Consider the following 23,738-nt stretch of genomic DNA (forward strand, 5'->3'; position numbering starts at 1 on the left):
GTACCGCCGCGCCTCCGAACGGCCGTAGCCTCCACCCGAACCCGACGTGCCCCCACCTGACGACCCGGAGTACCCGAGGCGATGACAGCGCACTGCTGCGAGTCCATGACCAGGCAGCTGGACCGGCAGTGCCACCAGCACGACAACCCGTACGACTGCCCCGACGCGGTGGTGCTGTTCATCGCCAAGTACCAGGAGTACGGGATCGTCGTCCACGACGGCGGCCGGGCGAGCATCGGCATCGACTTCTGCCCGTGGTGCGCGACACGGCTCCCCGAGTCCCAGCGGGACCGCTGGTTCGACGAGCTCGAACGCCGGGGCATCGACCCCTGGGCGCAGGACATCCCCGCCGAGTTCGAGGACGACCGCTGGCTCACCCTGCCCGGCGGCGACACCCGCTAGGGCCACAGGCCTCCCGGGCCCTACTCGAACCGCGTCAGCCTGCGGCCCGCCGCCCCCGCCCACACCTGCGGCAGCCGGGCCCGGGCGGCCTCCGCCGCCGCCAGCTGGCCCGCGTAGAGCACCCCGCAGGCGAAGGGCTCGCCGGCCGCCGCGGGCCGGGACGCCAGGGCCGCGGCGGCGACCACCGCGTCCTGGTGCTCGCCCAGCACCTCCTGGACGGCCTTCATCCGCTCCGCGTACCGCTCCGCCGCCGCGCCGACCGCGGGTGCCGCCGTCTCCCCGGCGTAGCGGGCCCGCTTGGCGGCCTTGCGGGCCTCGTGCAGGGCGCCGTCGCGTTCCGCGGGGCCGGCCGCGAGGGCGGTGTGCACCCGGGCGGCGGTGCGGCGCTGTTCGCGGGCCGCGATCCGGGAGAGCTCGGGGCCGGCGGACCGGGCCGCGCGCGGGCGCAGCGGCGGGTCGGCGAGCAGGGTGGTCAGGGCTTCGGTCAGGGCCCGGCGGCGGGGGCTGTCGAGGGCGGCGACCACCTCGGGCCGGGCCCGGCGGTACTCGGCCGCGCCCCATTCCCGCAGCGACCCGGCGACCCGTTCCGGCCCGCAGGCCTCGGGCAGTTCGCGGGCCCGGGCGGCCAGCCGTTCGGCGAGCACCTCGCTGTCCCGGGCCCGCCCGAGGGTGGCGCCCAGCCAGCGCAGGTCGGCGACCAGGGTGTCGGTGGCGCCGGGGTCGAGGAGCCGGCGGAAGGTCCGCAGCGCGCTGCGCAGCCGTCGGCAGGCGACCCGCATCCGGTGCACGGCGTCGGGTTCGTCCGCCCGGACGGCGTCGTCCAGTCCGGCGAGCACCACCGCCTGGGCCTCGACGCGGTCGAGCAGCACCTCTCCGACCGTGGTCTCGGGCCTCGCCATGGACGCGCACCCCCTCGTCGGGGTCACCGGTGATGCCTTCCAGGGTAGGCACCGGGCGGTGGCTGTCGACCCCGCAGGGCCCGAGCGGGCACCGTCACGGCCCGAGCGGGCACCGCCCGGGCTGTCAAGGGTCCTACGCGCCCTCGTGCCCGGCACGAGGGGCATGGCATACTCCGGAGCGTGCTGACCTCCACCCATGCGACCAGGGCCCTGCGGGCCGCGGTGTTCACCGCGCTCGCCGTGCCGATGGCCGCGTTGGGCCAGGTGGTCATCACCGGTCGCCCGCTGTCGCTGTCGCTGGTGGCCACGGCGAGTGCCGTCGTCTTCCTGGTGGTGGCCGCGATGGCCGGCGGGGAACGCCGGCTGCTGCACATCACCGCCGTGATGGTGCCGGTCGAGCTGCTGCTGAACACCACCTTCAACCTGGGCCAGACCGCCTGTGGGCCGGTGCTCTCCGAGCACGTGTCCGCGCGCGGGGTGAACCTGCTGGTCTGCGGCGGCGGTTCGGTGGACGGCTCGCTGCTGGGCGGCCCGCTGGGGCACACCGGGGAACTGGCGCCCGCGGCGACCCAGTTGCTGCTCCTGGTGGTGCACCTGGCGATCGCGCTGGCCGCCTCGGCCTGGCTGCGGCTGGGCGACGCCGCGCTGTCCGGCCTGGCCCGGGCGCTGCGCGCGCTGCACCAGTCGCTGGCCCGCCCGCTGCGGGCGCTGGTCCTGCTGCTGCTCCCCGCCCCGGTGCGCCCGGTGCTGCGGGTGCCGCTGCCGGTGTCCGACCACGAGCGGCCGCGCCGCGAGGACGTGGTGCTGAGCCCGGCTCCCCGGCGTGGTCCGCCGGTTCTCGCGCCTGCCTGCTGAGCGCGTACCCCCTTCCGTCACCTGAGCGTGCACGGTTCCGTACGCCCGTGGGCAGCGCGCTCGACTCCGCGTCACCTGCCCCCGCCGCACCCGAGTGCGGCCACCCGCGCGCGCCCGCGCGCCGCGTACAGGAGTTGACTTCCCCATGGCTCAGGACAAGAACAAGAAGCGCGTCAGCGCCCGCGAGCGGATCCAGGAGGCGCAGCGCCGCGAGCAGCAGGCCGCCAAGCGCCGTCAGCTGATCGTCGTGTCGGTCTCCGCCGTCGTCGTGCTGGCGCTGGCCGGCGGTGTCGCGCTCGCGATCAACACCGGTTCGAAGAACGACGACAAGGCGGCCGCGGCCGCCTCCTCGGCCCCGCTGGTCGTGCCGGCGAACGCCACCGGCCCGGACGGCACGGTGATCACCCTCGGCAAGGCCGACGCCCCGCACACCATGGAGGTCTACGAGGACTTCCGCTGCCCGGTCTGCAAGCACTTCGAGGCGGCGAACGGCCAGACCGTCAAGCAGCTCACCCAGGACGGCCAGATCAAGGTGGAGTTCCACCTGGCCGCCTTCCTGGACAAGAACCTCGGCGGCAAGGGCTCGCGCACCGCGCTGGCCGCCGCGGGCGCCGCGCTGAACGAGGGCGTGGACAAGTTCAAGGCCTTCCACGACGTGCTGTACGCCAACCAGCCGGACGAGCGCAGCGACGACTTCGGCGACGTCAACCACCTGCTGGACCTGGCCGGCCAGGTGCCCGGGCTCAAGACGGACGCCTTCGTGAAGGCGGTCACCGACCGGACGTACGCGCCGTGGGCGGCGAAGGTGGCCGACGCGTTCAACAACAGCCAGGTGACCGGCACCCCGACGGTCAAGGTGGACGGCAAGACGATCAACCTGTTCGCGGGCAACACCACCGCCACGCCGGAGCAGTTCACCGCCCAGGTGAAGCAGGCCGCCGGCCTCCAGTAGGCCGCCCCGCACCGCACCCGTCCCTCACCACCCCGCACCACACCGCCCCGCACGGCACCACCGGCCCGGCCGAACTCCCGGCCGGGCCGGCTCCTCCCAGCCAGCCACCGGAGTGTGCTGTCATGACCGCCCCGACCACCGTGCACCCCTCCCCGTCCGTCCCCGACGCCGCCGGCCGTGGCCCGATCGGCGCGAGCCGGGCCCTCGCCCTCCTGCTGTTCCTCGGCGGACTGGTCGGGCTGGCCGCCTCGGCCGTCCTGACCTTCGACAAGCTCCGCATCCTGGAGAACCCGTCGTACGTCCCCAGCTGCAACATCAATCCGGTGATCAGCTGCGGCTCGGTGATGCGCACCGAGCAGGCGGAGGTCTTCGGCTTCCCGAACCCGCTGCTCGGCCTGGCCGCGTTCGGCGCGCTGGCGGCGATCGGGGCCGGGCTGCTGGCGGGCGCCGCGTACCGGCGCTGGTTCTGGCTGGGCCTGCACGCCGGGACGGCGCTGGGCGTGGTGTTCGTGCACTGGCTGATCGACCAGGCGCTGTACGAGATCGGCGCGCTGTGCCCGTACTGCATGGTGGTCTGGGCGACGGTGGTGGTGCTGTTCTGGTACGTCACGCTGCACAACCTGCGCTCCGGCGTGATCCCGGTCGGGCCCAGGGCGCGGGCGGTGGTCCGGGAGGCGGCGCGCTACCACTGGGCGCTGCCGGTGCTGTGGGCGGCGGTGATCGCGCTGCTGGTCCTGAACCGGTTCTGGTACTACTGGAGCACCCTCCTCTGACCGGCCCGGTCAGCCCACGTACCCCGCCGAGTGCAGCAGTACGGCGGCGCCGGTGCGCCGGGCCTCCAGGGCCCCGGTGAGCCGGCGCGCCGCGCTGGGGTGCAGCAGGGCGGCCGCCCGGGCGGGGGTGAAGTAGCCGTGGTCGGCGATCTCCTCCGCCTGCAGCCGGATCACCGCGCCCCGCTCGACCGCACCGCCGTCGAACATGAAGTGCACGGCCGGGTGGGCGTGCCGGCCCTGGTCGGGGATCGCCTCGCGCCACTCCACCACCAGCAGCCGCAGCTCGCCCGCCGACAGCCCGGTCTCCTCCCGCAGTTCGCGGGCGGCGCACTCGGCGGGGCCCTCCCCCGGGTCCATCCCGCCGCCGGGGAACTGCCACTGGTCGCGGTAACTCGCTTTCAGCAGCAGGACCTTGCCGTCCTCGCCGGTGAGCAGCACGCTGCAGCCGATGTAGGCGCGCAGTATCCGGGCGAGCCACTGTTCCTCCGTGAGTGCCCAGGTCTCCGTCATCGCGCCTCCTCCGCCGGCCGCTGCCCGTCCCGGTCACTCTGCCGCAACCGCCGCCCCGGCAAAGGCGGTTCGTACCTAATCCACCCGATCGGGTATCACCCGAAGACGGCTCGCCGGAAGGCGTTGCGCAGGTCGGTCAGCGGCTGGGTGTTCCGGTCGTGGTGCACCTTGTTGCTGAGCAGCAGGGCCCAGCGGCCCTGGCGGCGGGAGACCCAGCAGCCGGTGCCGGTGAAGCCGTAGTGGACGAAGGTGCCCTCGGCCGGGTCGGTGCCGGCGGCGACCAGCCAGGACAGGCCGCGCGCGGGGGCCAGGCCGCCGGTCTGCTCGCGCAGCGATGCGGTGATCCACCGCGCGCCCCACGGGAGTTCGGGCGGCGGGGCGAGCACGGCGGTGAGGAAGCGGGCCAGGTCGCGGGCGGTGGAGAAGACGCCGGCGTTGCCGGAGACGCCGCCGAGCAGCCGGGCGGAGGGGTCGTGGACGACGCCGTGCAGGTGGGCGCCGGTCGGCTCGTGCCACTCGGTGGGCGCGGTCCGGGCGGTGTCCGCGGCGCCGAGCGGCCCGTACCGGGTGTCGGTCATGCCGAGCGGCCGCCAGGTCCAGCGCTCGGCGAGGACGTCCAGCGGCGCGCCGCCGAGGTCCTCGACCAGGTAGCAGAGCAGCACGGCGGCGCGGTCGGTGTACTCCACGGCCGCTCCCGGCGCACGGTGCAGCGGGGCGGCCAGCACTCCGGCCCGGATCGCCGCCGGCTCCCGCCCGTAGAGCTGCTCGAAGCGGGTGTACGGCAGCAACCCCGCCGTGTGGGCCATGAGTTGACGGACCGTCACGACGCCGACGGGCCGCCCGGCGGCGGGCGGCCACCAGCGGCCGAGCGGTTCGTCCAGCGGCAGCCGGCCGGACTGCCACAGCACTCCGGCGGCGGGCCAGAGCGCCACCACCTTGGTGAGGCTGGCGAGGTCGTACAGGGTGTCCGGCCCCGGCGCGAGCCGCGCGTACGGGCCCTGCCCGAGGGTGCCGTGACTGCCGCCGCCGAGGGCGCCCCCGGCGTCGCCGACGGCCCAGACGGCGCCCGCGCCGACGGCGCGCAGGCCGGCCAGGACCAGCCGGTCCAGCTCCCCGCCGGGCGCGGCCAGGGCGGGGAGGCGCTCCGCCTCGGGTGCTCGGTGGTCCACCCCGGGTGTCTACCCGGGGCGCCGGCCGCTCAGACCGCCGCGGGGAGTTCCTTGCCGAGGCAGATGCTCAGCGGGTGGTCCTTGTAGATGCCGAACTTGCGGATCGCCGTGTAGCCCTCGGAGCCGTACAGCGCGATGGCCTCGGGCTGCTCGCTGCCGGTCTCCAGGATGACGCGGGTGTGCCCGGCCTCGGCCGCGGTCTCCTCCAGGCGGTGCAGCACCGCCCGGGCCAGGCCCCGGCCGCGGGCGGCGGGGACCACGAACATCCGCTTGAGCTCGACGTCGCCGTCGCGCAGTCCGTCCGGGCCGGCCTGCTTGGCCCGCCAGCCGCCGCAGGCGACCGGCCGGCCGTCCAGGTAGGCGATCATGAACAGGCCGGCCGGGGCCTCGAAGTCCTCGGGGTGCATCACGGTCTCGTCCGGGTCGCCGTAGCGGCGGACGTACTCCTGCTGCACCTCCGCCGACAGGGCCTGCGCGTCGGGGTGGGCGTACCCGGTGATGCGGAACTCGACGGTGCTGGCGGCCTGCGCGGCGGTGCTCTCCATGGTCGAAGAGCCTACGACCTGCCCTTACTGAGACTCGAACCGGGCGAGCAGCTCGGTCTTGCCGAACATCGCGGCGGCGTCGACGGCGGACGGGACACCGGCCCTCGGGTCGGCGCCGCCGGCCAGCAGGGCGTCGACGACGTCCGAGCCGCCCTTGAAGACGGCCCCGGCGAGCGGGGTCTGGCCCTTGTCGTTGGCGCGGTTCGGGTCGGCGCCGCGCTGGAGCAGGGTTTCCACGGTGGCCGCGTGGCCGTGGTAGGCGGCCAGCATCACCAGGGTGTCGCCGCTGCCGTTGGTGAGGTCCGCGGAGACCCCGGCGTCGAGCGCGGTGGTCAGGGTGGCGGTGTCGCCGGCCCGGGCGGCGTCGAAGAGCTTCCCGGCGAGCGCGATCACCTCGGCGTCGGGGGCATCGGTCATGGCGGACTGCCTTTCCAGAGGGGTGACGAGGGCTCGTGCGTACCGCACCGTAGCGGCCCGCGCCGCCGACGGACCAGCGGGCGTCCGGATTCCGGACGGCGGCCCCACCGGCCCCGGGCGCGGTACGCCGTGCGGTACGACGTCCGGCCGCACGGGTTGCGCGGCCATTCGAGCGAACTTCCGGGACCCCCCGGAAACTTCCCACCCGCCCCCCGGGAATGCCTCGCGGCACCGGTCCCACCCGGATCCCGCACGACTCCAGGCCCCCACCCCGGCCGGTTCGCACACCGCCGCCCGGCTCACCCGACGGCAATGAACGGCAGAACCACCCATTTGCGCCGTTCCATCATCTATTACTTTTTGTCACGATTAGGGCACTTTAAGTAACACTGTCCCCCGTCCCCCTCCCCGAGGAGCAGAAGTGATCCTCTCGATTTCCGGCATCGTCCTGTTCGGCACCATCGCCTTTCTGTTCTTCCGCAGGGACGGACTAAAGGTCTCGCACGCCATCGTCTGCGCCCTCTTCGGCTTCTACGTCGCCGGTTCCTCGATCGCCCCCAGCATCACCGCGGGCGGCGCCAGCCTGGCGAGCCTGCTCGGCGGCCTTCGGTTCTAGGCGCCGCCTTTCCCCCACCGGCCCGGGCGCGGATCCCACCGCCCCGGGCCCCGTCGTACCACGAGCAGTGCCCCCTCACCCCACCCGTCCCACTCGACCGGGGAGTCACGGAATGCCGCTCCACCGCCATCTCGGCAAGGGCCGCGAGTTCGCCCGAACCGCCGGGGACCACGCCACCGACATGTTCGCCCCGCTCACCGTGATCGGCCGCGGGCTGCGCCACCACGCCGGCTGGGCCAAGGGCCGCTGGCAGGCCACCCCGAAGGAGCGGCGCGGCCCGACGCTGTTCCTGTCGGCCGCCATGCTGGTCGGCATCTACCTGCTGCCGCACGGCCTGCTGTTCGCCCTGGTCGGCCTGATGGCCAGCGCCGCCTGGGCCGGCCGGGCCCCCAAGGCGGCGCCCGCCCCGCCCGCGCCCGACGTCGCCGACGTCAAGCTCGCCGCCCTCTACTCGGCGCTCACGCCGTACCTGTGCGGCCCCGAGGACGCCAATCCGCTGTACCACTTCGAGGGCGGCTACAAGAACGCCTTCGGCTCCTGGGAGTTCGACGGCGAGGGCCGGCTCTCCCGGCTGGAGCTGAGCTACCCCGCCTACTTCACCGACACCGAGCCCGCCGCCCGGGCCCGGATCGAGCAGGTCGTCCAGGGCAAGGCCGGGCGGGCCCGGGAGTACCGCTTCGACTGGGACGAGGAGTCCAACCGGCTGCGGATCACCGCGCTGGCCCCACTGCCCACCGACATCGCCGCCCAGCGCTTCGTCGCCGCCCCGGGCGAGATCGTGCTCGGCTTCACCGACGAGGACGGCACCGCCCGCACCATCCCGGTCCACCAGGGCGGGGCCACCGCCCAGCAGCCGCCGGTGGTCTGGCGCACCGGCCCGCGCTCCTCCGAGCCGCACCTGCTGGCCCTCGGCGTCGCCGGCTACGGCACCTCCAGCCTGATCCGCTCGATCGCGCTCCAGGCGCTCCCGTACGGCGACCTGGTGGTGATCGACGGCGCCGGCACCGGGGAGCACGCCTGCCTGGTCAACCGGCCCGGCGTGCACACCGTGGAGACCAGCCTGCACGGCGCGCTGGCCGCCCTGGAGTGGGCCGCCCAGGAGACCGAGCGGCGGCTCACCGCGCTGAACACCGCCCGGCACACCGGCACCCCGCTGCCCGAGGACCTCACCCGGCCGCTCTGGCTGCTGCTGGACCACCCGACCGAGCTGGGCGAGCTCGCCCACGCCGAGGGCCGCCCCGACCCGCAGGAGCTGCTGGAACTTCCGCTGCGGCACGGCCGCGCCGCCCGGGTCACCGTGGTGATCGCCGACGACGTCGAGGCCCGGGACCGGATCACCCCGACCGTCCGGGCCACCGCCCGGGCCAGGGTGCTGCTCGGCCCGGCCGGGCCCGAGGAGGGCCACGCCGCGCTCGGCGCGCCGCTGGACATCGTGCCCGCCGCCCACGCCCCGGTCGGCCGCGGCTACGCCCGGATCGGCAACGGCACCCCGGTCCGGCTCCAGGTGCCCGCCACCGTCGACCCGCTGGACGAGGAGGCCCCGGCCCAACTGCGCGACGCGGTGATCGCCCTGCTGCCGCACCGCGACAGCCGGACCGAGCCCGCCTCCGCGGCGCCGCCCCGCCCGGACCGCCCGCCGGTGGTCCCGCCGGACGCCGCCGCGCCCGCCCGCCCGGTCGACCTCGGCAAGACCGAGCCGATGATCCGTTCCCGACCGATCTCCTGACCGCCCGGGAAGCGGGGGCGACCGGCGCCGCGGAATCGCCGACCGGTACGCTCGTCACAGAAAGTCCGCACGATCACCAGATGTGAAATTGGTGACACCTGGGGTGATATCACCGGCCAGATGTGACAAATCGGGCGACGGTGGGTACAAACAGGGGCGGCACGACAGACGACGCATGTCCCGGGACGGGAATCTTCGTCGGAAGCCGAGCGTTGACCGAACGACGAAGAACAGCGACCAGAACAGCGACCACTAGTCCTGTGGGCCATTAAGCCCGGGAGGCACGATTCATGAGCGAGCGAGCTCTCCGCGGCACGCGACTCGGGGCCACTAGCTACGAGACCGACCGTGGTATCGATCTGGCTCCGCGCCAGACCGTCGAGTACGCATGTCAGAACGGACACCGATTCGAGGTTCCTTTCTCGGTCGAGGCGGAGATCCCTCAGGCCTGGGAATGCCGCTTCTGCGGCCAGGAGGCGGTTCTCCTCGACGGTGACGAGCCTGAGGAGAAGAAGACCAAGCCCACGCGCACCCATTGGGACATGCTGATGGAGCGCCGGACGCGCGAGGAGCTGGAGGAGGTGCTGGCCGAGCGGCTGGCCGTGCTCCGCTCCGGCGGGATGAACCTCGCGGTGCACCCGCGTGACACCCGCAAGAGCGCCTGACCCATCTCGCTCCCGCCGCAGGCGGGAGGACGCGAAAAGGGACCCTGGCCACCAGGGTCCCTTTCGCGTTGTCCGGAGCAGTTCGCGTTGTCCGGAGCAGTGGGTGCCGGAGCAGCGGGCGTCAGCCGGAGATCGGCGGGCGGTAGGTGGTGTCGGGGCCCTGCGGTCCGCGCGGACCGCTCTCCGGGTCGACCACCTCGCCCTGAACGACCTTGCCGTCCGGGCGGTGGATGCGCATCTGCTCCTGCAGCCGCATCGCGTCCGCGAACGCGTCGGCGCCCACGGCGGAGGTGCTGCGCATCGCCTTGTCCGCGATCCGGCGGCCGGCCACCCGCCACAGTGCCCTGGTCGGCGGGAACAGCAGGGTCAGGGCGACCAGGTCGGACAGGAAGCCCGGCACGATCAGCAGCAGCCCGGCCCCCACGGTCATGCTGGTGCCGGTCTGCGGCTGCTCGGACTGCGGGTTCTTGCTCTGCTCGATCGCCGCCGACAGGGCCTTGAGCCCGGCCCGCTTGATCAGCGAGCCGCCGATCACCGCGCCGGCGATGAGCAGCAGCAGGACGGTGAGGCCGCCGAGCCAGGAGGCGACCTGCACCAGCAGCCAGATCTCCAGCACCAGCCAGGCGGTGAACAGCAGCGGCAGCACCCGGCGCAGCCTGCTACGCGGGGCCGGACGGGCGGGGGTAGCTTGCTGGGTCACGGTACGGATCCACTCCAAGCGGTGCTCTGCGCGCCGCACGGGAGGTCCGGGCCGGCTACGGCACCACCTGGTCCAACGATTCCGCGGCGGCCGGTGTTCCGTGGAGCGTTCCGTCCACGGCCTTCCGGCGGCGGCCGACCAGCAGGGCGGCGGCGCAGGCCAGCAGGCCGCCGACGGCCAGCGTCCACTCCGGGGCGGAGCCGACCTCGTCGGCGACCGTGGTGCCGTCGCGCAGCGGGACGGTGGCGGACAGCTCGGCCGGGGTCAGCTCCCGGGTGCGCTGCTCGACGGTGCCGTCCGGGGCGATCACGGCGCTGATGCCGCTGGTGGCGGCGATCAGCACGGCCCGGCCGTGCTCGACCGCGCGCAGCCGGCTCATCGCCAGCTGCTGCTCGGGCTGGCCGGTCTCGGCGTAGGTCGCGTTGTTGGTCTGGACGACCAGGACCCGGGCGCCGCTGTCCACCGTGTCCCGGACGATCTCGTCGTAGGCCACCTCGAAGCAGATCACGTCGCCGATCCGCGCCGGGCCGAGCTGCATCACGCCGTTGTGGTCGCCGGGGTAGAAGTCGCGGGCGACCCGCTGGAGGCGGGTGATCACCTTCATCAGCTGGGCCCGGAACGGCACGTACTCGCCGAACGGGACGGGGTGCTGCTTGGTGTAGGAGGCGCCGGGGCCGGTGACCGGGTCCCAGACGATGCCCTCGTTCTGGACGTGCTGCGCGTCCGGGCCGTCCACCAGGGTGCCGACCAGGGTGGGCACGCCGACGGCCTTGACCGCCTCGTCGATGCGCTGGCGGGCCAGCGGGTCGCTGAACGGGTCCAGGTCGGAGGAGTTCTCCGGCCAGATCACCACGTCGGGGCGCGGGACCTTGCCCGCCTGCACGTCGGCGGCCAGGCGCTCGGTGGCCGAGGCGTGGTTGTTGAGCACCATCATCGGGCGGCCGAGGAAGTCCATGCCCGGGTTGGGCACGTTGCCCTGGACGATGGCGACCTTCACGGTGTCGGCCGCGGCGGTGGGCACCGGGACGAGGTAGCCGGCCAGCAGCGCGGCCACCGCGCCGAGCGCCGCCAGCGCGGCCGCCTTCGGGGCCCGGCCCGGCCCGCGCAGGCGCAGCGCGGCCCAGGCGAGCAGGGTGCCGGACAGGGCGACGGCGAAGGTCACCAGCGGCGCGCCGCCGAGGGCGGCCAGCGGGGTGTACGGCGTCGCGGTGTTGGCGAAGGCCAGTCGGCCCCAGGGGAAGCCGCCCAGCGGCAGCCGGTCGCGCGCCCACTCCTGGGTGACCCACAGGGCGGCCGCCCAGAACGCCCAGCCGGGCAGCCGGGAGGTGAGCGCCAGCGCCCCGCCGAGCAGGGCCAGGAACAGCGCCTCGATCACCGACAGGCCGACGGTCGCGTCCCAGCCGACCACCCGCAGCCAGCTGAGCAGCATCAGGAAGAACGGGAAGCCGAAGGCGAAGCCCGTCCAGGCGCCCTGGCGGAAGGTACGGCCGCGGGTGAGCAGCGACAGCGCGGCGACGCCCAGCAGCGACAGCGGCCAGAGGTCGTACGGCGGGAAGGCGAACGCGAGCAGCAGGCCGGACAGCGCGGCGAGGCCGGTGCGCGGCAGGCCGGCCCGGACCTTGGCGAGGGCGCGGGCGAGGCGGCCGGGGGTCGGGGCCGGTTCCGGCTGCTCGGGAGCGGTCCCGGACCGCTCCTGGGTGACGGGCATGGCCACCGGCGCACCATCTTCCTGGGGCTTGCTGTTCGGACGCTGTGCGAAGAAGGTACCCCGGAACGTCGCGGGCGCGTGAGGTCAGGGTGCTGGGCCGGTTCGGGGGGGTGGTGGGGTCAGCGCTCCGCGTAGTGGAAGCGCCCCAGCGGCCAGTGGTCGGTGAGCCAGGCGGAGACGGCGCGGTACAGCGGGGCGTCCAGCTCGGCGCGGTCGGCGCGGACCCAGGAGCTGACCGAGACCACGGAGGCGTCCTCGCGGTCCGGGTAGATGTACACGCAGCCGATCACCTCGCCCCGGTCCGGCTCCAGGACGGTGTAGGTGAAGCCCCGGCGGGCCTCGAAGTCGGCGGCGTGCCGGCGCAGGCCCGCGAGGTTGTCCGCCAGGGGCATGCCGTCGGCGGGCGGCCAGCCGCGGCCCGCCCAGCCGGGGGTGGCGCGGATGTGCGAGGTGCGCGGGCGGGCCCGGCGAGGAGCGTCGGGTCAGCGCGCGGTGTTGGGGTGCGTGCATCGCAAGGCGGAGGAGGGAGTCCATGCGGAGCATCGGCGACCGACGACAACGCGGCGAGGTGCGTGCCCCGGCACCGCGCGCCCGACGGTCCTCGCCGGGCCCGCCCATGTCCAGGCGGCGTGGTCGGAGGCGTTGTGCTGCTCGCCCAGGGGTTCCAGGCGGAACTCCGGGGCGAGCAGCTCGCGCGGGACGGTGAAGTCGGCGGGGACGATCTCGGTCATGGTCGGCACCCTAGGAGGGCGACCGCCCGCCGATCACCCGAATTACCGCTCGTGCACGGTGTTACCGCTCGTACACGGTGCGGCCGCGGACCACCGTGCGCAGGCAGAGCGGGAGTTCGTGGCCCGGGGTGAGGTCGGGCAGGCCGGGGGTGCCGGAGCGCGGGTCGGTGGACCAGCCCGCCACCCGGGAGTCCGGGGCCTGGACGACCAGCTCGTCGGCGGCCCAGAGCGCGTAGTTGGCGACCGCGCCGGGCACCAGCACGCCGTCGTGGTCGCGGCCGATCGCGCGCCAGCCGCCGCGGGTGTGGGCGGTGAAGGCGGCGCGGACCGAGATCCGGTGCTCCAGGGTCCGGTGGAAGGCCGCGGCGCGGACGGTGCCCCAGGGGTCGAGCGGGGTGACCGGGGCGTCCGAGCCGAAGGCCAGCGGGACACCGGCCCGCAGCAGGGCCGCGTACGGGTTGAGGCCGGCCGCCCGCTCGGCGCCCAGGCGCTGCGCGTACATGCCCTCCGGGCCGCCCCAGGCGGCGTCGAAGGCGGGCTGGACGGAGGCGGTGAGGCCGAGTTCGCCGAAGGCCGCGATCGCCTTGTCGTCCAGGGCCTCGGCGTGCTCGACGCGGTGGCGCAGCGCCTTGACCCGGTCGGCGCCGACCCGCTCCCCGGCCGTGCGCACGCCCTCGATCACGGCGGCGAGCGCCGCGTCGCCGATCGCGTGGAAACCGGCCTGCAGTCCGGCCCCGGTGCAGGCGGCGACGTGGTCGGCGACCTGCTCGGCGGTCAGGTAGGCGGTGCCGGTGTGCTCGGCGTCGGCGTACCGGGCGTGCAGGCAGGCGGTGTGCGAGCCGAGCGCGCCGTCCACGAAGAGGTCGCCGCCGGCGCCCACCGCGCCGAGCCGGCGGGCGGTCTCGATGCCGCCCAGCTCGCCCCAGTAGCCGAAGACCTCGGGGCCCTCGCCCTCGGCGGCCAGCTCCAGCAGCGCGGCGAGGTCGGCCTCGGAGGAGATCTCCGGGCCGGCGCACTCGTGCAGGGCGCCGATGCCGAGTTCGGCGGCGCGGGCCAGGGTGGCGCGCTGGGCGCGGCGGCGCTGCTCGGGAGTGAGGTGCGCCAGCGCGGTCTGCCGGACGGCGTGGTGGGCGTCCTTGGTGAGCGGGCCGTCGGCGTGGTGGCCGGGGCGCTCGGTGAGGTCCTCGGTGAGGGTGCGCAGCGCGGTGGTGGCGAGCGCGGAGTGGACGTCGGTGCGGGAGAGGTAGAGCGCCGCGCCGCGGGCGGCCGCGTCGAGTTCGGCGCGCGTGGGCGGGCGGCCCTCGGGCCAGCCGGTCTCGTCCCAGCCGTGGCCGATCAGCACCCCGCCGGTCTCCGGCTGCGCCTCGACGAAGGCGGTGACGGCGGCCAGCGCGGCGGGCAGCGAGGGGCTGCCGGTGAGGTCGAGGCCGGTGAGCGCCAGCCCGGTGGAGGTGGCGTGCACATGGGCGTCGACGAAGGCGGGGGTGACCAGGGCGCCGTCCAGCTCGACGATCTCGTCGGCGGTCGCGGCGTACGCCTCGGCGGCGCCGTCGCTGCCGACCCAGGCGATGTGCCCGCCCTCCACGAGCATCGCGGTGGCGAAGGGGTCGGCGGGGCTGTAGACGGCGCCGCCGCGCAGCAGGACGGTCCGGGAGGTGCGTTCGGTCATGCGCCCAAGTCTGCACCCCGCCGGTTCGCGCTCAGATCTTCGGGGGTCGTGCCTCGTAGGGGGTGGAGAGCACCACCGTGGTGCGGGTGGACACTCCGGCGGCGCTGCGGATCCGCGCCAGCAGGTCCTCCAGGTCGCCCGGGGCGCCGACCCGGACCTTGAGGATGTAGTTCTCGTCGCCGGCGACGCTGTGGCAGGCCTCGATCTCGGGCAGGCCGGCCAGTCTCTCCGGGGTGTCGTCCGGGGCGCTGGGGTCGAAGGGCTTGACCGAGATGAACGCGGTCAGCGCCAGGTCGACGGCGTCGGGGTCGACGATCGCGGTGTAGCCGCGGATCACCCCGCGCTGTTCGAGGCGGCGCACCCGCTGGTGCACCGCCGAGGTGGACAGGCCGGTGGCCTTGCCCAGGTCCGTGTAGCTCATCCGGCCGTCCTCTAGGAGCAGCTGGACGATGCGTTGGTCGAGATCCTCCACGGTGCGCAAACCTACCCGCTCGGGGAGCACGGGGGGCGCACGGTGGTTGCACGGGGTCGGACCGCAGGTGTCGTACGGGCATGTGCCTGGTGAATGTGGCGGGCGGTGTGGCCAAGGACACACCCGGTGCATCACGGTGCGCAAGTCCGCAGGGTTATGAGCCCGAGTCGCAGGGAAGTGCTGGTTGTGGCCCCAGAGCGACCACGCCGGGCCCGATCCTAGGGGGATCTCCATGCCTGCTACCGACCAGCGCGTGCTGGCTCTCGACGAGACCGACGATCTGTCCGGCCGCGACGACCTCGCGGTCGACCACGCGCCGGGCACCGACCCCGGCGACGCCGAGACCTGGGACATCTTCCGGGTCCACTGCCCCGAGTGCCGCCGCCCGATCGCCCTGGTGGCGGACGAGGAGCAACTGCCGCAGCACGCACTGCTGCCGACGGCCTGGAACCCCTTCGCCCCCGCGATCTGCCCCGGCTCGGGCACCCTGACCGACGACCTGGCCGAGGCGGAGACCCGGGAGGACGCCGAACCGACCGGGTTCGAGGCGCTGTGCAAGCTGCCGAGCGGGCTCGACTGGCGCACCCAGCCGTTCTCGCACGCACCGGTGCACCGCCCGGTGCGCAGCGCGGGCGGCGGTGTCGCCGCTCCGGCCAAGGCCGGGCGGGCGGTCGCCTCGGCCGTCCCGCTCGCCACCATCCCGGAGCAGCGCCGGCGGCTCGCGCGGCGCTGATTTGCTGCGGCAGCAGGCGAGTTGACGCCTGATCAAAGAATTGCCCCCGGTCGTCACTCCGCACCCTGGAGTGACGGCCGGGGGCCGTATCGGGGAGGCCTCGGCCTCCGAGCCGGACTTCGGCCCTGGGGCCGGGCTTCGGCACCGGGCCGGGCTCCGGGCCCGCCTCGGCTCAGCCCTTGGTGAGGTGGCGGCCGATCACCAGGCGCTGGATCTGGTTGGTGCCCTCGACGATCTGCAGCACCTTGGCCTCGCGCATGTAGCGCTCGGCCGGGAAGTCCTGGGTGTAGCCGTAGCCGCCGAGCACCTGGACGGCGTCGGTGGTCACCCGCATCGCGGCGTCGGTGCAGAACAGCTTGGCCATCGCCGCCTCCTTGGAGAACGGCCGGCCCGCGTCCCGCAGCCGCGCGGCGGCGAGGTAGAGCGACCGCCCGGCCTCGATCTGGGTGGCCATGTCGGCGAGCATGAAGGACAGGCCCTGGAAGTCCGCGATCGGGCGGCCGAACTGGCGCCGGGTGCGGGCGTAGTCGACGGCGAGGTCGAGCGCGGCCTGGGCGACGCCGACGGCACAGGCGGCGATGCCGAGGCGGCCGGAGTCCAGCGCGGCGAGCGCGATCTGGAAGCCCTGGCCCTCCTCCCCGACCAGCCGCTCGCGGGGCACCCGGGCACCGTCGAAGTGCAGCTGGGCGGTCGGCGAGGAACGCATGCCCATCTTGTGCTCCGGCGGCGCGGCCGACAGGCCCTGCTGGGCGCCGGGCACGAGCAGGCAGCTGATGCCCTTGGGGCCGTCCACCCCGGTGCGCACCAGGGCGCTGTAGAAGTCGGCCTGGCCGCCGTGGGTGATCCACGCCTTGGTGCCGTTGACGACGTACTCGTCCCCGTCGAGGTCGGCGCGGGTGCGCAGGGCCGCCGCGTCGGAGCCGGACTGCGGCTCGGAGAGGCAGTAGGCGCCGAGCTGTTCGCCGGAGAGCATGCCGGGCAGCCACGTCTCGCGCTGCTCGTCGTTGCCGAAGGTGGCCAGCGCGTGGCAGGACAGGGTGTGCACGCTGACGCCGAGGCCCACTGCCAGCCAGCCCGCGGCGAGCTCCTCCAGGACCTGGAGGTACACCTCGTAGGGCTGCTCGCCGCCGCCGTACTTCTCGTCGTACGGGAGGGAGAGCAGGCCGGCCTCGCCGAGGGTGCGGAAGACCTCCCGGGGGAAGCGGTCCGCGGCCTCGTCCTCCGCCGCGCGCGGCTGGAGCTCGCGCTGGACCAGGTCCCGGGTGAGGCTCAGCAGCTCGCGGGCCTCCTCGCTGGGCAGCTGGCGCTCCACGGCTTTCACGGGGGACGGGGTCATGGCGAGGGTCGCCTCCTCGATCGGGCGCCGGCCCGGGGTGGCGGGTGGTCCGGCGCGGGTGTGGCAGGTCGGCCCGACCGGCACCGGGTTGCGGTGAACGGCCGTTCACAGGCGTGGCGAAGGCGAGTATGCCCGAAACCCGCGCTGCCGTCACGACCTGCACAGATGATCTGTCCGCAGTGGTGGGCTACGGCACCGTAGGGTTGCCGTTGTGGCTGCATCCGGAACCGCCCCCTCCTCCCGTCCGCCCGCTCCCGCCGACCCGCTGACCGGGCTGGTCCGGGAGCTGCGGGCGCTGCCGCCCTCCTGCGGGCCGGTGCGGCTGGTCGCGGTGGACGGGCACGCGGGCTCCGGCAAGACGACCTTCGCCGGGCGGCTGGCGGCAGCGCTCGGCGGCGCACCAGTGGTCCACCTCGACGACCTGGCCACCCACACCGAGCTCTTCGACTGGACCGGGCGGCTGCGCGAGCAGGTGCTGGAGCCGCTGGCGGCCGGCCGCGACGCCGAGCACCGGGTGTACGACTGGACGCTGCGCCGTTTCGCCGGCACCGCCCGGGTGCCGCTCGCCCCGGTGGTGCTGGTGGAGGGGGTCGGCGCGGGGCGCCGCGAGGTGCGGCCGTGGCTGGCCCGGGTGATCTGGATGGAGCTGGAGGCCGCTGCGGCCCGTCGGCGCGGCGAGGAGCGGGACGGGCCGGAACTCGCCGCGTTCTGGGCGGGTTGGGCCCGCGCGGAGGCGGCGCACTTCGCCGCCGACCCGAGCCGTCCGCACGCCGCCACCAGGGTCGACGGGGTGACCGGGCGGATCGTGCCGAGCACCGTCGGTGAACCTTCAACTAAGCCCTTGACCTGCGACATCACCAGGACTTAGGTTCTCCTCAGTCGCCGGAACCCACCGTTCCGGCCGCTTCGGACCCGGCGCTCCCGACTTGTTCCCCCGTGAGCCGGGAGCGCCGTCCGGTCCCCTCCCCCAGCCCCCCGGTCAGCGGTTTTTCGGCCATCCGGCCGCCCAACCACCGTGTGCGCGATCGCATTTGACCCTGTGCGGCACCCTTCCGGATCAGCCCCGCGCCGGTACGATTCCCGGTAGGCGCATATGCGCCCCGGGGGCTCGACGACCACCGGCCCGGCTGCGTACAGGCGATCCGCCGGCCGAGCCCCGGGCCACACCGCGGGGGGCGTGAGTGACGACGGTCGACAGTTCCGACAGCACGGCGGGCGGCCCGGACCGGCTCGCCGACCGGGCCTGGCTGCGGGCCATGGACGCCTACACCGCCGGTGCCTACGCCCGGGCCGAGGAGGAGTTCCGGGCGGCCGTCCGGCTGGACCCCGGCATGGCCGACGCCTGGCTCGGCCTGCACGCGCTGCGCAGCGACACCTCGGCCGCCCTGCTCGCCATGTACCGCAACCAGAACCGCTTCGGCGAGCAGCGGCGGCTGCACCGCCGCCCGCTCAGCTCCTGGTACTGGCTGGGGTGGTGGGTGCAGCCGGTGCTGGAGGACGCCCGCGACCTCGCGCTGGCGCACGCCTCGCACTGGCTGGACGGCCGCCACCTGGCCGAGCTGGACCGGGCGTTGGAGCAGTGCCCGGCCCCCAGCGAGGACCCGTCCGCGCAGTTCCTGTACGCCTGCCGGTCCTACCTGCTCAAGGACTGGGAGCAGTTGATCCGGGACACCGACCGGCTGCTGGACGACCCGCTGCTGGGCATCGAGGCCGGGCTCTTCGCCGGCATGGCCCGGGTGCGGCTGGACATGTGCGCCCAGGCGCAGGCCCCGCTGGCCGCCTCACTGGCCCGCTGCCGCTCCGAGCAGCCGCAGCGCAAGGAGCTGCGCTACTGGCTGGCCCGGGCCTACGAGGGGGCCGGGCGCAGCGCCGCGGCGCTGCCGCTCTACCGGGCGGTGCACCGGGCGGACCCGGCGTTCATGGACACCTCGGCCCGGCTGACGGCCATCTCGGCCGAGGACGCGCTCGCGGACGGGCTGCTCGCGGACGGGCGCTCCGGCGGGCTGGACGGCTTCGGCCCGGACGGCGTCGGGCTCGACGGGGGCGGGCTCGACGGGGCCGGGCTGGACGGCGGCGGCCTCGACGGGGCCGGGCTGGAGGGCGTCGGGCTGGACGGGAGCGGCCTCGACGGCGTGGGTCCGGAGGGAGCCGGGGCGGGCGGTGGGACGGGCTACCAGGAGGACCCCGGCTACGCCGAAGGGCCGCTCTACGACGCCGAGTTCGGCACCGGCACCGCCCCGGTCGGCGGCGCCCCGGTCGGCGGCGGGCCCACGGTGGACGCGACCCTCGTGGACGGCCCGCTCACCGCGCCGGAACCGGACCCCGCCGCCGCGGACGGCGCACCCCAGGCGGCCGGCGAACGCTCGGGTTCGGGCGCCCCGGCCGGCCCCGCCGCACCGCCGCTGCCGGTGCGCGGCGAGGCCCAGCCCCGCACCGCCGCCGCTCCGCCGCCCCGGACCGCCGGCAACGAACGGGAGTTGGACGCGGCCCTGGCCGAACTCTCGCTGATGGTCGGCCTGGAGCCGGTCAAGCGCCAAGTCAGGGCGCTCTCGGCCCAGTTGAGGATGTCGCGGCTGCGGGCCGAGCAGGGGCTGCCGGTCCAGCCGCCGAAGCGGCACTTCGTCTTCTCCGGCCCGTCCGGCACCGGCAAGACCACCGTGGCACGGATCCTCGGCCGGGTCTTCCACGCCCTCGGACTGCTCTCCGGCGACCACCTGGTGGAGGCCCAACGCGCGGACCTGGTGGGCGAGTTCCTCGGCCAGACCGCCGTCAAGGCGAACGAGCTGATCGACTCCGCGCTGGACGGCGTGCTGTTCATCGACGAGGCGTACAGCCTCTCCAACTCCGGCTACACCAAGGGCGACGCCTACGGCGACGAGGCGCTCCAGGTGCTGCTCAAGCGGGCCGAGGACAACCGGGACCGGCTGGTGGTGATCCTGGCCGGCTACCCGGAGGGGATGAACCGGCTGCTCGCCACCAACCCCGGCCTCAACTCCCGCTTCACCACCCGGGTCGACTTCCCCAGCTACCGGCCGAACGAACTGACCGCGATCGGCGCGGCGCTGGCCGGCCGGGACGGCGACGGCTGGGACGAGGACGCGGCCGAGGAGCTGGCCAGCATCTGCACCCACGTGGTGCGCGAGGGCTGGATCGACGAGCTGGGCAACGGCCGGTTCATCCGCACCCTGTACGAGAAGTCCTGCGCCTACCGGGACCTGCGGCTCTCGCTGCTGCGCGTGGCGCCGGGCCGGGAGGACCTGGCGACGCTGCGGCTGCCGGACCTGGTGCAGGCGTACGGGGAGCTGATCGACGGCCGGGGCTGACGACCGGCTCCCCCACCGGGCATCAGCCCCTGAGCAGCTCCGCCTCGCGCTCCGGGTCGAGTCCGACCCTCGGCCGGTCGGCGCGCTGCGGGGCCTCGCCGCCGATCGACCGCAGCCAGGCCCAGGTGTCCTCGACCGTCTCGGCGACCGGGCGGCAGCGCAGCCCGGCGTCGACGGCTCGGGCGACCGAGGCGCCGTGCAGGAAGTCGTAGAGCTCACCGGGCGCCAGCCAGACCGGCAGCTCCGTCCAGGGCTGCACACCGGCCGCCAGGATCCGCTCCGGGTCGGTCCAGCGCAGCTCGGCGTCCGAGCCGGTGGCCCCGACGCAGGCCTCCAGCAGCCCGCCCATGGTGGTGTGGCCGGCCGGGCTGACCACGTTGTACGGCCCGCCCAGCCGGGCCGCCGCCGCGTCCAGGGTCCAGGCGGCGAGGTCGCGGCCGTCGATGTACTGCAGCGGCAGCTCGCGCGGGCCGGGAGCGAGCACCGGGCCGCCCCGGGCGATCCGGTTCAGCCACCAGGGCAGCCGGCCGATGTCCTCGTACGGGCCGAGGATCAGTCCGGCGCGGACCAGCAGGGCGCGCCCGCCGTACTCCGCCTCCAGGGCCAGTTCGGCGCCGCGCTTGGCCTCCGCGTAGCCCACCTCACCGGTGAGGTCCGGGGCTGAGTCGACCACCGGTGCGCTCTCGTCGGCCCCGGCGCGCAGCGGGTGGTCGTACACCGAGCGGCTGGAGACGTACGCGTAGTGGCCGACCCGGCCGTTCAGCCGCCGGGCGCTGTCGCGCACCGCCGCCGGGGCCCAGGACCAGGTGTCCACCACCGCGTCCCACTCCCCCGTGCCGAGCGCGGCGAGGCCGTCCTCGGCGGTGCGGTCGCCCCGCAGCACCCGGACGCCCTCGGGCGCGGGCTGCGTGCCGCGGTTGAGGGCCGTCACCTCCCAGCCCCTGGCCAGCGCCTCCTCGGCGACGGCCCGTCCGACGAACTTCGTTCCACCCAGCAGCAGGAGTCTCATGCCGACCACCCTCCTCCGAGGGTGGCCGGCAGGGGAACCGTTGCCTGCTGTGGGCAGATTCGCCCTCGGCGGACAGGCGTCGCCGGATGGGGGCCTTCGGGTGCTTCCCGTGGCTAGGCGGTCGTCCGGTGGTCCGGGTCGTGCATCTCGCCGACCAGCTCCTCCAGGACGTCCTCCAGCATCACCACGCCGACCGTGCGGCCGTCCTGGTCCAGCACGGCGGCCAGGTGGCAGGTGGCCCGGCGCATCGCGCCGAGGGCGTCGTCCAGCGGGAGGCTGCCGCGCAGCACCGTGATCGGCCGCCACAGCCGGGCCGGGACGGGCGCCGACGGGTCGTCCACGTCGAGGATGTCCTTGAGGTGGAGGTAGCCCAGGTAGCCGTGGCCGGCCGGGTCCCCGTCGGTGACCGGGAAGCGCGAGAAGCCGGTGCGCAGGGCGAGCTCCTCGACCTCGGCGGCGGTCGCCTTCGGGTCCACGGTGACCAGCTGCTCGGGCCGCAGCAGGACGTCGGTGACCGGGCGGCGGCCCAGCTCCAGGGCGTCCTCCAGGCGTTCCTGGCGGTCCTCGTCGAGCAGGCCGGCGTCCCGGGAGTCGACCAGCAGGTACATCAGCTGCTCGGTGGTGAACACCGACTCGACCTCGTCCTTGGCCTCCACCCGGAACAGCCGCAGCACGCCGTTGGCGCAGGCGTTGAGCGCCCGGATCACCGGGGCGAGCCAGCGGGCCAGCCGGTCCAGCGGCGGGCCGAGCAGCAGCGCGGCCCGCTCCGGGCCGGCCATCGCCATGTTCTTCGGCACCATCTCGCCGATCACCATGTGCAGGAAGACCACGAGGGCCAGCGAGATCCCGTACGAGAGCGGGTGCATCAGGCCGGACGGGACGCCGATCGCGTGGAACGGGCCCTCCAGCAGGGAGGCGATGGTCGGTTCGGCGAGCGCACCGAGACCCAGCGAGCAGACGGTGATGCCGAGTTGGGCGGCGGCCAGCATCGCGGAGACGTTGGACAGCGCGTGCAGCACCGTCCGGGCGCGCTTGTGCCCGGCCTCGGCGAGCGGCTCGATCTGGCTGCGGCGCACCGAGACGACGGCGAACTCCGCGCCGACGAAGAACGCGTTGCCGAGCAGGAGCACGACGGCGACGGCGAGTTGGAGCACGGTCATCGGACGCCCTCCCCGTTCTCGCCGAACCGGCCGGGCGCGCTGGTGCGCTCCACCCGGACCTGGCTGGTGCGGTGCCGGTCGACACCGGTCACGGTGAACCGCCAGCCGGGCAGTTCGGCCTGCTCACCCACCTCGGGGAGCTTGCCGAGCAGGTCGGAGACCAGGCCCGCCAGGGTCTCGTACGGGCCGTCCGGGGCGTTCAGGCCGATCGCCTCCAGCTGGTCGAGCCGGGCGCGGCCGTCCGCCTCCCAGACGGGCAGGCCGTCGACGGCCGGCAGCTGGAGCAGGTCGGGGTGGTCCTCCGGGTCGTGCTCGTCCTGCACCTCGCCGACGATCTCCTCGACGATGTCCTCGACGGTGACGACCCCGGCGGTGCCGCCGTACTCGTCGACCACGATGGCCATCGGCTGGAGGCGGCGCAGCTGGTCCAGCAGCCGCTCGGCGGGCAGGGTCTCGGGCACCAGCAGCGGCGGCGAGGCCAGCTCGGCGACCCGGACCAGGCCGCGGCGGGCGGCCGGGACGGCGAGGGCGTCCTTGAGCGTCACGATGCCGGTGATCTCGTCCACGGTGTCGGTGTAGACGGGGAAGCGGGACAGGCCGGTGGCCCGGGTCAGGTTGATGACGTCGGAGGCGGTGGCGTCGCGCTGGAGGGCGGCGACGTCGATCCGCGGGGTCATCACGGACTCGGCGGTGAGCTCGCCGAGGCCGAGGGTGCGGACGAACAGGGTCGCCGACTCCTCGTCTATGGCGCCGGCCTTGGCCGAGTGCCGGGCCAGCGAGACCAGCTCGGCCGGGGTGCGGGCGTGCTCCAGCTCCTCCTGCGGCTCGATGCCGAAGGCCCGGACGGTGCGGTCCGCGGCGCCGTTCAGGAAGCTGATCAGCGGGCGGCAGGCGAAGGAGAAGGCCATGTGCGGGGCGGCGACCGCGCGGGCCACCTGGAGCGGGCGGGAGATCGCCCAGTTCTTGGGGACCAGCTCGCCGATCACCATCTGCACGACGGTGGCCAGCACCATGCCGACCACCACGGCGACACCGCGGGCGGCCGAGTCCGGCACCCCGATGCCCGACATCACGGGCGAGAGCAGGGTCGACAGCGCCGGCTCGGCGAGCATGCCGACCACCAGCGAGGTGACGGTGATGCCCAGCTGGGCGCCGGAGAGTTCGAAGGACAGGTGCCGCAGGGCCCGGGAGACCCGGCGGGACTTGACGTCGCCGGCTTCGGCGGAACGTTCCACCGCGCCGCGGTCGGCGGTCACGAAGGCGAACTCGGCGGCCACGAAGAGGCCGTTGGCGAGGATCAGGAGCAGGGCCGCGAGCAACAGCAGCCAGGCGGTGATCACAGTGCCGCCTGCCTTCCGGGGGTCGGAA

Annotated in this window: 25 protein-coding genes; 10 read left to right on the plus strand and 15 right to left on the minus strand. The window is 74.7% G+C overall.

The window, feature by feature from the left end:
- Window positions 1-81 precede the first annotated feature (81 nt).
- Window positions 82-402, plus strand: coding sequence for a DUF6980 family protein (locus tag ACFXOZ_RS06270; protein ID WP_380521357.1), 321 nt, complete (start codon window positions 82-84; stop codon window positions 400-402).
- Between the two features lie 20 nt (window positions 403-422).
- On the opposite strand, the gene ACFXOZ_RS06275 is transcribed toward ACFXOZ_RS06270, so the two are convergent.
- Window positions 423-1,301, minus strand: a complete 879-nt coding sequence (locus tag ACFXOZ_RS06275) for a CHAD domain-containing protein (protein WP_380587868.1) — start codon at window positions 1,299-1,301, stop codon at window positions 423-425.
- A gap of 180 nt (window positions 1,302-1,481) precedes the next feature.
- Here ACFXOZ_RS06275 and ACFXOZ_RS06280 point away from each other — a divergent pair, with 180 nt between their 5' ends.
- The 3 genes from ACFXOZ_RS06280 to ACFXOZ_RS06290 all read left to right on the plus strand — a co-directional run bounded on the left by ACFXOZ_RS06280 (window position 1,482) and on the right by ACFXOZ_RS06290 (window position 3,881).
- On the plus strand, window positions 1,482-2,156 hold the full coding sequence (locus ACFXOZ_RS06280) for a hypothetical protein (RefSeq protein WP_380587871.1): 675 nt from the start codon (window positions 1,482-1,484) through the stop codon (window positions 2,154-2,156).
- A gap of 145 nt (window positions 2,157-2,301) precedes the next feature.
- Window positions 2,302-3,108: a DsbA family protein gene (locus ACFXOZ_RS06285; protein ID WP_380401389.1), complete on the plus strand. Its 807-nt coding sequence runs from the start codon at window positions 2,302-2,304 to the stop codon at window positions 3,106-3,108.
- A gap of 122 nt (window positions 3,109-3,230) precedes the next feature.
- Window positions 3,231-3,881, plus strand: a complete 651-nt coding sequence (locus ACFXOZ_RS06290; RefSeq protein WP_380521363.1) for a vitamin K epoxide reductase family protein — start codon at window positions 3,231-3,233, stop codon at window positions 3,879-3,881.
- Between the two features lie 9 nt (window positions 3,882-3,890).
- Here the strand turns inward: ACFXOZ_RS06290 and ACFXOZ_RS06295 are convergent, their stop codons facing one another.
- From ACFXOZ_RS06295 to ACFXOZ_RS06310, 4 genes are all read right to left on the minus strand, one after another.
- On the minus strand, window positions 3,891-4,391 hold the full coding sequence (locus tag ACFXOZ_RS06295) for an NUDIX domain-containing protein (protein WP_375883953.1): 501 nt from the start codon (window positions 4,389-4,391) through the stop codon (window positions 3,891-3,893).
- Between the two features lie 95 nt (window positions 4,392-4,486).
- Window positions 4,487-5,560 carry a serine hydrolase domain-containing protein gene (locus ACFXOZ_RS06300; RefSeq protein WP_380587874.1) on the minus strand — a complete coding sequence of 358 codons (1,074 nt, stop codon included), beginning with the start codon at window positions 5,558-5,560 and terminating at the stop codon, window positions 4,487-4,489.
- Window positions 5,561-5,589: 29 nt separating this feature from the next.
- A complete protein-coding gene (locus ACFXOZ_RS06305; RefSeq protein WP_380401381.1) occupies window positions 5,590-6,105 on the minus strand; it encodes a GNAT family N-acetyltransferase in 516 nt (171 codons plus the stop codon).
- Window positions 6,106-6,129: 24 nt separating this feature from the next.
- Complete coding sequence (locus tag ACFXOZ_RS06310; protein WP_380587877.1) at window positions 6,130-6,522, minus strand: ankyrin repeat domain-containing protein; 393 nt, start codon at window positions 6,520-6,522, stop codon at window positions 6,130-6,132.
- Between the two features lie 421 nt (window positions 6,523-6,943).
- Between ACFXOZ_RS06310 and ACFXOZ_RS06315 the strand changes: the two genes are divergently transcribed.
- From ACFXOZ_RS06315 to ACFXOZ_RS06325, 3 genes are all read left to right on the plus strand, one after another.
- Window positions 6,944-7,138 (plus strand): hypothetical protein, encoded by a 195-nt coding sequence (locus tag ACFXOZ_RS06315; protein ID WP_188305060.1) that lies wholly within the window; start codon window positions 6,944-6,946, stop codon window positions 7,136-7,138.
- A gap of 112 nt (window positions 7,139-7,250) precedes the next feature.
- On the plus strand, window positions 7,251-8,864 hold the full coding sequence (locus tag ACFXOZ_RS06320; protein ID WP_380521371.1) for a hypothetical protein: 1,614 nt from the start codon (window positions 7,251-7,253) through the stop codon (window positions 8,862-8,864).
- A 290-nt stretch (window positions 8,865-9,154) separates the two neighbouring features.
- Window positions 9,155-9,529: an RNA polymerase-binding protein RbpA gene (locus ACFXOZ_RS06325; RefSeq protein WP_350506367.1), complete on the plus strand. Its 375-nt coding sequence runs from the start codon at window positions 9,155-9,157 to the stop codon at window positions 9,527-9,529.
- 121 nt (window positions 9,530-9,650) lie between these two features.
- On the opposite strand, the gene fxsA is transcribed toward ACFXOZ_RS06325, so the two are convergent.
- The 6 genes from fxsA to ACFXOZ_RS06355 all read right to left on the minus strand — a co-directional run bounded on the left by fxsA (window position 9,651) and on the right by ACFXOZ_RS06355 (window position 14,809).
- A complete protein-coding gene (gene fxsA / locus ACFXOZ_RS06330; protein ID WP_380587880.1) occupies window positions 9,651-10,229 on the minus strand; it encodes an FxsA family membrane protein in 579 nt (192 codons plus the stop codon).
- Between the two features lie 55 nt (window positions 10,230-10,284).
- Complete coding sequence (gene lnt, locus ACFXOZ_RS06335; protein WP_375883938.1) at window positions 10,285-11,937, minus strand: apolipoprotein N-acyltransferase; 1,653 nt, start codon at window positions 11,935-11,937, stop codon at window positions 10,285-10,287.
- A gap of 119 nt (window positions 11,938-12,056) precedes the next feature.
- The gene (locus ACFXOZ_RS06340) at window positions 12,057-12,329 is read right to left on the minus strand and encodes a hypothetical protein (RefSeq protein ID WP_380587883.1); all 273 of its coding nucleotides are present in this window, start codon (window positions 12,327-12,329) and stop codon (window positions 12,057-12,059) included.
- 90 nt (window positions 12,330-12,419) lie between these two features.
- Entirely contained in the window at window positions 12,420-12,668 is a 249-nt protein-coding gene (locus tag ACFXOZ_RS06345) for a hypothetical protein (RefSeq protein WP_380401365.1), read from the minus strand.
- Between the two features lie 61 nt (window positions 12,669-12,729).
- Complete coding sequence (locus tag ACFXOZ_RS06350; protein WP_380587888.1) at window positions 12,730-14,337, minus strand: amidohydrolase; 1,608 nt, start codon at window positions 14,335-14,337, stop codon at window positions 12,730-12,732.
- A 31-nt stretch (window positions 14,338-14,368) separates the two neighbouring features.
- Window positions 14,369-14,809, minus strand: coding sequence for an Lrp/AsnC family transcriptional regulator (locus tag ACFXOZ_RS06355; RefSeq protein WP_218200145.1), 441 nt, complete (start codon window positions 14,807-14,809; stop codon window positions 14,369-14,371).
- A 232-nt stretch (window positions 14,810-15,041) separates the two neighbouring features.
- Here ACFXOZ_RS06355 and ACFXOZ_RS06360 point away from each other — a divergent pair, with 232 nt between their 5' ends.
- Entirely contained in the window at window positions 15,042-15,542 is a 501-nt protein-coding gene (locus tag ACFXOZ_RS06360) for a hypothetical protein (RefSeq protein ID WP_375883930.1), read from the plus strand.
- Between the two features lie 172 nt (window positions 15,543-15,714).
- Here the strand turns inward: ACFXOZ_RS06360 and ACFXOZ_RS06365 are convergent, their stop codons facing one another.
- Window positions 15,715-16,878: an acyl-CoA dehydrogenase family protein gene (locus tag ACFXOZ_RS06365; protein WP_380521388.1), complete on the minus strand. Its 1,164-nt coding sequence runs from the start codon at window positions 16,876-16,878 to the stop codon at window positions 15,715-15,717.
- A 211-nt stretch (window positions 16,879-17,089) separates the two neighbouring features.
- Here ACFXOZ_RS06365 and ACFXOZ_RS06370 point away from each other — a divergent pair, with 211 nt between their 5' ends.
- Both ACFXOZ_RS06370 and ACFXOZ_RS06375 read left to right on the plus strand, forming a co-directional pair.
- Window positions 17,090-17,746 (plus strand): uridine kinase, encoded by a 657-nt coding sequence (locus tag ACFXOZ_RS06370; protein ID WP_375883927.1) that lies wholly within the window; start codon window positions 17,090-17,092, stop codon window positions 17,744-17,746.
- Window positions 17,747-18,134: 388 nt separating this feature from the next.
- Complete coding sequence (locus tag ACFXOZ_RS06375) at window positions 18,135-20,201, plus strand: AAA family ATPase (protein ID WP_380587970.1); 2,067 nt, start codon at window positions 18,135-18,137, stop codon at window positions 20,199-20,201.
- Between the two features lie 22 nt (window positions 20,202-20,223).
- Here ACFXOZ_RS06375 and ACFXOZ_RS06380 read toward each other — a convergent pair whose 3' ends face one another.
- The 3 genes from ACFXOZ_RS06380 to ACFXOZ_RS06390 all read right to left on the minus strand — a co-directional run bounded on the left by ACFXOZ_RS06380 (window position 20,224) and on the right by ACFXOZ_RS06390 (window position 23,710).
- Window positions 20,224-21,210, minus strand: coding sequence for an NAD-dependent epimerase/dehydratase family protein (locus ACFXOZ_RS06380; RefSeq protein ID WP_380587891.1), 987 nt, complete (start codon window positions 21,208-21,210; stop codon window positions 20,224-20,226).
- A 113-nt stretch (window positions 21,211-21,323) separates the two neighbouring features.
- Window positions 21,324-22,370, minus strand: a complete 1,047-nt coding sequence (locus ACFXOZ_RS06385) for a hemolysin family protein (protein ID WP_375883921.1) — start codon at window positions 22,368-22,370, stop codon at window positions 21,324-21,326.
- Entirely contained in the window at window positions 22,367-23,710 is a 1,344-nt protein-coding gene (locus tag ACFXOZ_RS06390) for a hemolysin family protein (protein ID WP_375883919.1), read from the minus strand. Before ACFXOZ_RS06390 ends, ACFXOZ_RS06385 begins: the two co-directional genes overlap by 4 nt.
- Between the last annotated feature and the right edge of the window lie 28 nt (window positions 23,711-23,738).

It is taken from the genome of Kitasatospora sp. NPDC059160 (genome assembly GCF_042755465.1).
Classification (GTDB): Bacteria; Actinomycetota; Actinomycetes; order Streptomycetales; family Streptomycetaceae; genus Kitasatospora.

Excerpts from the sequence above, each read along its gene's own strand:
- ACFXOZ_RS06385 (WP_375883921.1), bottom strand. The coding sequence starts at position 22,370 with ATGACCGTGCTCCAACTCGCCGTCGCCGTCGTGCTCCTGCTCGGCAAC.
- ACFXOZ_RS06290 (WP_380521363.1), top strand. The coding sequence starts at position 3,231 with ATGACCGCCCCGACCACCGTGCACCCCTCCCCGTCCGTCCCCGACGCC.
- ACFXOZ_RS06285 (WP_380401389.1), top strand. The coding sequence starts at position 2,302 with ATGGCTCAGGACAAGAACAAGAAGCGCGTCAGCGCCCGCGAGCGGATC.
- ACFXOZ_RS06295 (WP_375883953.1), bottom strand. The coding sequence starts at position 4,391 with ATGACGGAGACCTGGGCACTCACGGAGGAACAGTGGCTCGCCCGGATA.
- ACFXOZ_RS06325 (WP_350506367.1), top strand. The coding sequence starts at position 9,155 with ATGAGCGAGCGAGCTCTCCGCGGCACGCGACTCGGGGCCACTAGCTAC.
- ACFXOZ_RS06360 (WP_375883930.1), top strand. The coding sequence starts at position 15,042 with ATGCCTGCTACCGACCAGCGCGTGCTGGCTCTCGACGAGACCGACGAT.
- ACFXOZ_RS06320 (WP_380521371.1), top strand. The coding sequence starts at position 7,251 with ATGCCGCTCCACCGCCATCTCGGCAAGGGCCGCGAGTTCGCCCGAACC.
- ACFXOZ_RS06375 (WP_380587970.1), top strand. The coding sequence starts at position 18,135 with ATGGACGCCTACACCGCCGGTGCCTACGCCCGGGCCGAGGAGGAGTTC.
- ACFXOZ_RS06305 (WP_380401381.1), bottom strand. The coding sequence starts at position 6,105 with ATGGAGAGCACCGCCGCGCAGGCCGCCAGCACCGTCGAGTTCCGCATC.
- ACFXOZ_RS06270 (WP_380521357.1), top strand. The coding sequence starts at position 82 with ATGACAGCGCACTGCTGCGAGTCCATGACCAGGCAGCTGGACCGGCAG.
- ACFXOZ_RS06275 (WP_380587868.1), bottom strand. The coding sequence starts at position 1,301 with ATGGCGAGGCCCGAGACCACGGTCGGAGAGGTGCTGCTCGACCGCGTC.
- ACFXOZ_RS06345 (WP_380401365.1), bottom strand. The coding sequence starts at position 12,668 with ATGACCGAGATCGTCCCCGCCGACTTCACCGTCCCGCGCGAGCTGCTC.
- ACFXOZ_RS06380 (WP_380587891.1), bottom strand. The coding sequence starts at position 21,210 with ATGAGACTCCTGCTGCTGGGTGGAACGAAGTTCGTCGGACGGGCCGTC.
- ACFXOZ_RS06310 (WP_380587877.1), bottom strand. The coding sequence starts at position 6,522 with ATGACCGATGCCCCCGACGCCGAGGTGATCGCGCTCGCCGGGAAGCTC.
- ACFXOZ_RS06350 (WP_380587888.1), bottom strand. The coding sequence starts at position 14,337 with ATGACCGAACGCACCTCCCGGACCGTCCTGCTGCGCGGCGGCGCCGTC.
- lnt (WP_375883938.1), bottom strand. The coding sequence starts at position 11,937 with ATGCCCGTCACCCAGGAGCGGTCCGGGACCGCTCCCGAGCAGCCGGAA.
- ACFXOZ_RS06365 (WP_380521388.1), bottom strand. The coding sequence starts at position 16,878 with ATGACCCCGTCCCCCGTGAAAGCCGTGGAGCGCCAGCTGCCCAGCGAG.
- ACFXOZ_RS06340 (WP_380587883.1), bottom strand. The coding sequence starts at position 12,329 with ATGCCCCTGGCGGACAACCTCGCGGGCCTGCGCCGGCACGCCGCCGAC.